The 7,562-nt window shown below is 71.2% G+C and carries 7 protein-coding genes and 1 pseudogene; 3 read left to right on the forward strand and 5 right to left on the reverse strand.

Annotated features, from left to right (window positions below; genetic code table 11):
• Positions 1 to 32: 32 nt before the first annotated feature.
• From ACIOHC_RS09970 to ACIOHC_RS09980, 3 genes are all read right to left on the reverse strand, one after another.
• A complete protein-coding gene (locus tag ACIOHC_RS09970) occupies positions 33 to 878 on the reverse strand; it encodes a MurR/RpiR family transcriptional regulator (protein WP_351076748.1) in 846 nt (281 codons plus the stop codon).
• Positions 879 to 1,132: 254 nt separating this feature from the next.
• Positions 1,133 to 1,816, reverse strand: a complete 684-nt coding sequence (locus ACIOHC_RS09975; RefSeq protein ID WP_365692660.1) for a hypothetical protein — start codon at positions 1,814 to 1,816, stop codon at positions 1,133 to 1,135.
• Positions 1,809 to 2,327 carry a SigE family RNA polymerase sigma factor gene (locus ACIOHC_RS09980; RefSeq protein ID WP_351076744.1) on the reverse strand — a complete coding sequence of 173 codons (519 nt, stop codon included), beginning with the start codon at positions 2,325 to 2,327 and terminating at the stop codon, positions 1,809 to 1,811. The genes ACIOHC_RS09975 and ACIOHC_RS09980 overlap by 8 nt, the downstream gene beginning before the upstream one ends.
• A 228-nt stretch (positions 2,328 to 2,555) precedes the next feature.
• Here ACIOHC_RS09980 and ACIOHC_RS09985 point away from each other — a divergent pair, with 228 nt between their 5' ends.
• Positions 2,556 to 2,975, forward strand: a complete 420-nt coding sequence (locus ACIOHC_RS09985; protein WP_351076742.1) for a hypothetical protein — start codon at positions 2,556 to 2,558, stop codon at positions 2,973 to 2,975.
• On the opposite strand, the pseudogene ACIOHC_RS09990 reads toward ACIOHC_RS09985, so the two are convergent.
• Positions 2,974 to 3,126: pseudogene (locus ACIOHC_RS09990) on the reverse strand (short-chain dehydrogenase); the annotation flags it as partial. The gene ACIOHC_RS09985 and the pseudogene ACIOHC_RS09990 overlap by 2 nt on opposite strands.
• A 352-nt stretch (positions 3,127 to 3,478) precedes the next feature.
• On the reverse strand, positions 3,479 to 4,885 hold the full coding sequence (locus ACIOHC_RS09995) for a cystathionine beta-synthase (protein WP_351076740.1): 1,407 nt from the start codon (positions 4,883 to 4,885) through the stop codon (positions 3,479 to 3,481).
• A 155-nt stretch (positions 4,886 to 5,040) separates the two neighbouring features.
• Between ACIOHC_RS09995 and ACIOHC_RS10000 the strand changes: the two genes are divergently transcribed.
• Both ACIOHC_RS10000 and ACIOHC_RS10005 read left to right on the forward strand, forming a co-directional pair.
• Positions 5,041 to 6,219 (forward strand): SGNH/GDSL hydrolase family protein, encoded by a 1,179-nt coding sequence (locus ACIOHC_RS10000; RefSeq protein WP_351076784.1) that lies wholly within the window; start codon positions 5,041 to 5,043, stop codon positions 6,217 to 6,219.
• Between the two features lie 130 nt (positions 6,220 to 6,349).
• A partial coding sequence (locus ACIOHC_RS10005; RefSeq protein ID WP_401842248.1) for an acetyl-CoA C-acetyltransferase occupies positions 6,350 to 7,562 on the forward strand: 1,213 nt, incomplete at its 3' end.

A 7,562-nucleotide genomic window follows, 5' to 3' on the forward strand; every position in this document is an offset into this window, starting at 1 on the left:
CGTAGATGAGCGATGTCTGAGAGCGGTGCCCGTCACTCGACGAAGAGCCCCCGCGCCGCCGCTCGGGTGTCGAACTCCTCCAGCCGCGCCTGCGCGTCGGGCAGGTCGTCGCACATCGCCTCCAGCAGCACCCGTCCCAGCAGCATGGGCGCACACGCGGTGTCGAAGGCGAGCCCGGTGCCGACGGCGGCCGGGATCAGCAGGTCGCTGCATTTGGCGACGGGCGCGAAAGCGGAATCCGCGACCGATACGACGGTCAGCCCCTGTTCCCGCGCGTACGCGAGCGCGTCCACGACCTCCTTCGGGTGCCGGGGCAGCGCGAAGCAGATGAGAGCCGAGGCGCCCGCCCGCCGGGCGGCGTCGATCCGGTCGTGCAGCATGCTGCCGCCCTCGTCCAGCACCCGCACGTCGGGATGCACCTTGGCCGCGAAGTACCCGAACCCGCGTGCCTGCGAGGAGGCGGCCCGCAGCCCGAGCACCGGCAGCGGACGCGACGCCGCCAGCAGCCTGCCCGCACGCTCGACCGGACCGGGGTCGGCGAGCAGCTCGGCCAGATGCCGAAGGTTCTCGATCTCGCCGAGGACGGCCTGCTGGTACTCGTTGTACGCGTCGTCCCCGCCTCCCGCCACGGACCCGGCGGGGGTGACCTCGCGCAGGTGCCTGCGGAGTGCCGGGTAGCCGTCGAAGCCGAGCGCCACGGCGAACCGGGTGACGGACGGCTGGCTGACCCCGGCGAGCTCGGCGAGCTCCACGCTCGACAGGAACGGCACGTCCCCGGCCCTGCGCACCATCGAGTGCGCGATGCGCCGCTGGGTGGGTGTGAGCCGGTGCCCCTCGAAGAGCTGCTGCAACCGCGCGGCCGGGCTGCTCCCGCTCATGCTGTCCCCTCGGTAGATCCGTCGCACCACGGTCCGGCGCCGACAAATCCATTCAGCCAGTAAGGCGTCTGCATGTCCATATGCAGCCGCGGCGAGGCCCGGCCTCCCCCGCGCTCAAAAACCGCGCAGCCCCAATCGAACCGCCGCGCCCGGGCACCCCGCAGACCTGATCGGACCCCCGCGCCCGGGCACCCCGCAGACCCGATCGGTCCACCACGCTCAAGCACCCCGCGGCCCCGGTCGGACGACCGCGCTCAGGAACCGCGTACGCCGTCCAGGACCTCGGTGACCGAGACCCAGGAGTTCCAGCGCCGCGTGAACACCCGCAGCGTACGACCGTTCTCCACCGTGCCGGCCCAGGAGCCGCTCCCGTCCTCCGCCTTGCCCGAGTTCCCCGGTGCCGGCCGCAGACCGCCCGATTCCAGTACGCCGCCCATCTTCCCCAGCTGCTCCCGGGCCGTGGCCTCGTCGTCGTACTCGACGATGCACTGCTGGGCCGCGGCACCGTCCCTGCCCGTGTACCGCCGGCCGTAGCTGGCCTCGTCGACCGCACCCACCGAGGGGGGCGTATTCCCGCAGGCTCCGTCGAGACCCAGGTGCGGCAGGGGATCGCCCTGCGAACCGGCGCCGGTGGTCGGCCGCTCGTCCACCTGCCACTGCCACGTCCCGTGGAGGGGCACCTCGTCCGCCCGCATCATCTGGATCACACCGTCCTCGCGGAACGGGTTGTCCGGCGCGGTGGCGACCGTTTCGTGCTTGTGCCGCTGATCCGCTCCGGTCGGCAGCACGGCCCAGGCCCCGGCGGCCATCAGCGCCACCGTGCACACCACCGCCGTCGTGGCCCTGCGGCGCGAACGCCGCCTCCCCCTCGCCCGGATCTCCTCGGCGGCGGGCAACCGCACCACGACGCCGTCCAGCAGTTCCTCGACCTCAGCCATGGTGAACGCCCTCCACTCGCTCGGCAGTGACTACGGTTTCGGCGAGCCGGTCGCCGAGGATCCTGCGGGCCCGGTGGAGCCGGGTCCGTACCGCGCCGTTCGACACTCCCGCCTCACGCGCCACCTCTTCCACCGGCAGATCCAGCAGATGGTGCAGGACCACGGCCTGGCGCTGCTCGACGCTCAGCTCGCCCAGTGCCCCGACCAGTGCCACCCGGTCCACCGAGAGACCGGGGACCTCCGTGGGCGGCCCGTGCCGGAAGTGCGCCCGTACGCGGTTGCGCGTCCTTCGCCAGGTACTGATGGCCAGCCGCACGGCCACCGTCCGCACCCAGGGCAGCGGATCCCCCTCGCGTGCCAGGCGGTCCCACCGCTGCCACGCCCGCACGTAGGCCTCCTGCACCGCGTCCTCCGCCTCCGCCAGATCGCCGGTCACCGCATAGACCGTGGCCACCAGGCGTTTGGCCGTCGCCGTGTAGAAAGCATCGAAATCCTCGGATCCCGTCGGCATCGTCCCCGTCCGTTCATCGCGCCAGAAACGCTCTTGCCATGAACACGCTCCGGCTGCGCCGGATGTCACGGACGACTTTCCGGACAGCCTTCGGACCACTCCCGGACGGCCGGACGAGGAGAGCGGCAAGGGGCGAAGGGACAGACGCGGGAGGGCCGAAGGAGGCGGCAGGAAAGAGGGGGGTTAGCCCCACTGCCCCCGGCGCCCCCGATTCGTACCGTAAAGGACATGGATACCCGTGACCCTGAGCTCAAGAGCGAGCTCGATGCCACCCTGCACGCCCGTAGTGAGCTGGGTTCGGATTACGAGTCCGCGCTCGTCGAGTCCTTCCTGGAGAAGGTCGAGCAGCGCCTCGACACCACGCTCGACCGCCGCGTACGGCGTCATCTCGCCGAGCAGCAGGTGAGCGTCGCCAGGGGTGCGCGCCCGCCGCAGCCCATGGGGAACTTCGGCGAGCGCTACGGCTTCGCGATCATCTCGCTGATCCTGGCCATCCCGCTGTCGGCGATCGGCGCCGCGGCCGCCCATACGTCGGGCCTGGTCGTCGCCTGGGTCGGAGTCGTCGCTGTCAACGCCGTGCACGCGGCCCGGAACTGGCCGTGGTTCCAGCACCGTCCCCGGCGCACGGAGTCCGACTGGGAGGACTGAGGTCCGCGGTGCGCCCCTCGGCCGCCGCCACCACCAGATCGGCCGTGAAGGCCCGGACGATGCCCAACACGCCCGCCACATCGGTGTCGAGCATCCGCTGCCACTCGTCCGTCCGGCCCGCGTCCACCGGGTTCGGCAGCATCACCACGGCCGGCGAACACCGCGTATCACGCACGGGCGTACGGATGTGTCGCGGGGACCGCCGCACCCCCGGTTCCCCGGGGGGCGGGACGACGGCGGTCCCCGCGAAGGGACACGGTCCGGGTCAGGGCCGGTCACCGCGTCCGGGCGACGGTGGAGGTCCGGGAGCCGCTCCGTAGTCCGTGTCGCCGTATCGGGTGCCGACGGGTTCCCCCGCCGACACCCATCAATGTGCCGGACCCGTGTTAAGCCGGTGCTGCGCGTACGTGTCGCGCTCGTACCGTTTTCGCGAAGCCCGGCCCCGCGGACCGCTGTGCCTCGCCGCCCACCACGACTTCCCGGCCGTTACGACTTCCCGGCCGTTACGGCTTCCCGGTCGCCGCGTCCTTGGCGAGGAACGCCAGCAGGTCCTGCCGGCTGACCACGCCCTTCGGCTTGCCCTCCACCAGAACGATCGCCGCGTCCGCCGCGTTCGTGCCGCCGAGCACCGCCATCAGGTCCTCGACCGGTTCGCCGGAACCGACCTGGGGCAGCGGCGGCGACATGTGCTTCTCCAGCGGGTCGGAGAGGGAGGCGCGCTGCGCGAACAGCGCGTTGAGCAGCTCGCGTTCCACGACCGAGCCGATGACCTCGGCGGCCATCACGTCCGGGTGGCCCGCGCCCGGCTTCACGATCGGCATCTGCGAGACGCCGTACTCGCGCAGGACGTCGATCGCCTCGCCGACGGTCTCCTCGGGGTGCATGTGGACCAGCGTCGGGATCGGGCCGTCCTTGTGGTCGAGCACGTCCCCGACCCTCGCGGACGGGCCGGTGTCCTCCAGGAAGCCGTAGTCGGCCATCCACTCGTCGTTGAAGATCTTGCTCAGGTAGCCGCGGCCGCTGTCGGGCAGCAGCACGACGACCACGTCGTCCGGGCCCAGCCGCTTCGCGACCTCCAGGGCGGCGACGACCGCCATGCCGCAGGAGCCGCCGACCAGCAGCCCCTCCTCCTTGGCGAGGCGGCGGGTCATCTGGAAGGAGTCCTTGTCGGACACGGCGACGATCTCGTCCGTGACCGTCCGGTCGTACGCGCTCGGCCAGAAGTCCTCGCCGACACCCTCGACGAGGTACGGCCGCCCGGAGCCACCGGAGTAGACGGAGCCCTCCGGGTCCGCGCCGACGACCTTGACCGAGCCGCCGCTGATCTCCTTCAGATAGCGGCCGGTGCCGCTGATGGTGCCGCCGGTGCCGACGCCCGCCACGAAGTGGGTGATCCTCCCGTCCGTCTGCTCCCACAGTTCGGGACCGGTGGTCTCGTAGTGGGAACGCGGGTTGTTGGGATTGGAGTACTGGTCGGGCTTCCAGGCGCCGGGAGTCTCACGGACGAGCCGGTCGGAGACGTTGTAGTACGAGTCGGGGTGCTCGGGGTCAACGGCCGTCGGGCAGACGACGACCTCGGCACCGTAGGCGCGCAGCACATTGATCTTGTCCGTGGACACCTTGTCCGGGCAGACGAAGATGCACTTGTACCCCTTCTGCTGGGCGACGATCGCCAGGCCGACGCCCGTGTTGCCACTCGTCGGCTCGACGATCGTGCCGCCGGGCTGCAGTTCGCCGCTCTGCTCGGCGGCCTCGATCATGCGCAGAGCGATGCGGTCCTTGACCGAACCGCCGGGGTTGAAGTACTCGACCTTGGCCAGGACCGTCGCCTGGATGCCGGCCGTCACACTGCGCAGCCTCACCAGCGGGGTATTGCCTACGAGACTGATCATCGAATCGTGGAATTGCACCGTGTACTCCGGGGTCTCCGAGATGGTCCGGCAAGGGTATGCGTACGGGCGCGAGATCGGGCGAAGCGATTGAGCAACGGCCACCGCGGGGCAGTTAGCTGTATGTACGGCGGTACGGCAACGAGGAGGTGGACCGTACTGTGTCAAGGGCAAGGGTGGCACGGCGGATCGCAGCGGGCGCGGCCTACGGCGGCGGCAGCATCGGGCTGCTCGGCGCGGCGGCGGTAGGCGTACTGCTGGCGGAGGTCCAGCTGGCGAAACGGCAGGTGGGCGGTGGCATCGCGCCGGTGCCACCGAGCGCGGACGGGCGGTACGGGGTGGCGTTCGCCGGCCCCGCGGAACCGTTGCGACTGGGGTTGCTGGGCGACTCGACGGCGGCCGGACAGGGGGTGCGCCGGGCCGGGCAGACGCCGGGGGCGTTGCTGGCGTCGGGGCTCGCGGCGGTGTCGGAACGGCCGGTGGATCTGCGCAATGTGGCACAGCCGGGCGCCCGGTCGGACGATCTGGAGCGTCAGGTCTCGCTGCTGCTCGGCGATCCGTCCCGCACGCCCGACGTCTGCGTGATCATGATCGGGGCCAACGATGTGACGCACCGGATGCCCGCCACCCAGTCGGTGCGCTGTCTGACCACCGCGGTACGCAGGCTGCGTACCGCGGGTGCGGAGGTGGTGGTCGGCACGTGCCCGGATCTCGGCACGATCGAGCCGGTCTATCAGCCGCTGCGCTGGCTGGCCCGGCGGGTGAGCCGACAGCTGGCGGCGGCGCAGACGATCGGTTCGGTCGAGCAGGGTGGGCGCACGGTGTCGCTGGGCGATCTGCTGGGGCCGGAGTTCGAGGCGAATCCGCGGGAACTGTTCGGCCCGGACAACTACCACCCGTCGGCGGAGGGGTACGCCACGGCGGCGATGGCGGTCCTGCCCACGCTCTGCGCGGTCCTGGGGCTGTGGCCGGAGTCCGACCGGCTGGACGGGGCCCGGCGCGAGGACATGCTGCCGGTGGCCAAGGCGGCCTCCCAGGCGGCCAGGGAGGCCGGTACGGAGGTCACGGGGGCCCGAGCGCCCTGGGCGCTCCTCAAGCACCGCAGGCGGCGGCGTCTGCCCGCGGCCACGGAGCCCCATCCGAACCCGGAGACACAGGAGGAACCCGAGCCGGACGCACGCGAGGAAGCGCACGCGGACCCACGCGTGGGTCCGCGCACGGAGGCGTCCACGGAGACACACGGGCAACCGTACGGACAGCCGCACGGACGGCCGGACGGGCCGTCGCGCGGCGGGACGGGCAAGGAGGCGAGCGGGGAGACGAGCGGGGAGGCGCACAACCTCCCGGCCAATTGATCGACTGAGCGGTCGCTTAGAAAAGAGGTCGGCGTCACATGCGCAGCCCGGTGACCCAGCATCTACGTACAGGTAACTTCCAAGTCAGCACCTGCCAGAACCCGCCTTCCAGCCCTCATGGAGCCGCGTGATGCCCGAAGCCGTGATCGTCTCTGCTGCCCGTTCCCCCATCGGCCGGGCCTTCAAGGGGTCGCTGAAGGACCTGCGCGCGGACGACCTGACCGCCACGATCATCCGGACCGCGCTGGCCAGGGTGCCCGAGCTGGACCCGAAGGACATCGACGACCTGATGCTCGGCTGCGGCCTCCCCGGTGGCGAGCAGGGCAACAACCTGGGCCGCATCATCGCCGTGCAGATGGGCATGGACCACCTTCCCGGCTGTACGGTCACCCGCTACTGCTCGTCCTCCCTGCAGACCAGCCGGATGGCCCTGCACGCCATCAAGGCCGGCGAGGGCGACGTCTTCATCTCGGCCGGTGTCGAGATGGTGTCCCGCTTCGTGAAGGGCAACTCCGACAGCCTGCCGGACACGCACAACCCGCTGTTCGCCGACGCCGAGGCCCGCACCGCGGCCCGCGCCGAACAGGGCGGTGACGACTGGCACGACCCGCGCGAGGACGGCCTGGTCCCGGACGCGTACATCGCGATGGGGCAGACCGCGGAGAACCTGGCCCGGCTCAAGGGCGTCACCCGTCAGGACATGGACGAGTTCGGCGTGCGCTCGCAGAACCTCGCCGAGGAAGCCATCAAGAACGGCTTCTGGGAGCGTGAGATCACCCCGGTCACCACCCCGGACGGCACGGTCGTCTCGAAGGACGACGGGCCGCGCGCGGGCGTCACCCTGGAGGGCGTGCAGGGCCTGAAGCCGGTCTTCCGCCCCGACGGCCGGGTCACCGCGGGCAACTGCTGCCCGCTCAACGACGGCGCCGCCGCGCTCGTGATCATGTCCGACACCAAGGCGCGCGAGCTGGGCCTGACCCCCCTGGCCAGGATCGTCTCGACCGGCGTCTGTGGCCTCTCCCCCGAGATCATGGGATACGGGCCGGTGGAGGCCAGCAGGCAGGCGCTGAAGCGGGCCGGGCTGACCATCGACGACATCGACCTGGCCGAGATCAACGAGGCGTTCGCCGCCCAGGTGATCCCTTCCTACCGCGACCTCGGTCTGCCGCTGGAGAAGGTCAACGTCAACGGTGGCGCCATCGCCGTCGGCCACCCCTTCGGCATGACCGGCGCCCGGATCACCGGCACGCTGATCAACAGCCTGCAGTTCCACGACAAGCAGTTCGGCCTGGAAACCATGTGCGTGGGCGGCGGCCAGGGCATGGCGATGGTCATCGAGCGGC

It is taken from the genome of Streptomyces sp. NPDC088252, from assembly GCF_044740965.1.
Lineage (GTDB): Bacteria > Actinomycetota > Actinomycetes > Streptomycetales > Streptomycetaceae > Streptomyces.

What these genes read in the sequence shown, in the direction of transcription:
- ACIOHC_RS09985 (WP_351076742.1), top strand. Translation starts at nt 2,556, where the DNA reads ATGGATACCCGTGACCCTGAGCTCAAGAGCGAGCTCGATGCCACCCTG.
- ACIOHC_RS09975 (WP_365692660.1), bottom strand. Translation starts at nt 1,816, where the DNA reads ATGGCTGAGGTCGAGGAACTGCTGGACGGCGTCGTGGTGCGGTTGCCC.
- ACIOHC_RS09970 (WP_351076748.1), bottom strand. Translation starts at nt 878, where the DNA reads ATGAGCGGGAGCAGCCCGGCCGCGCGGTTGCAGCAGCTCTTCGAGGGG.
- ACIOHC_RS09980 (WP_351076744.1), bottom strand. Translation starts at nt 2,327, where the DNA reads ATGCCGACGGGATCCGAGGATTTCGATGCTTTCTACACGGCGACGGCC.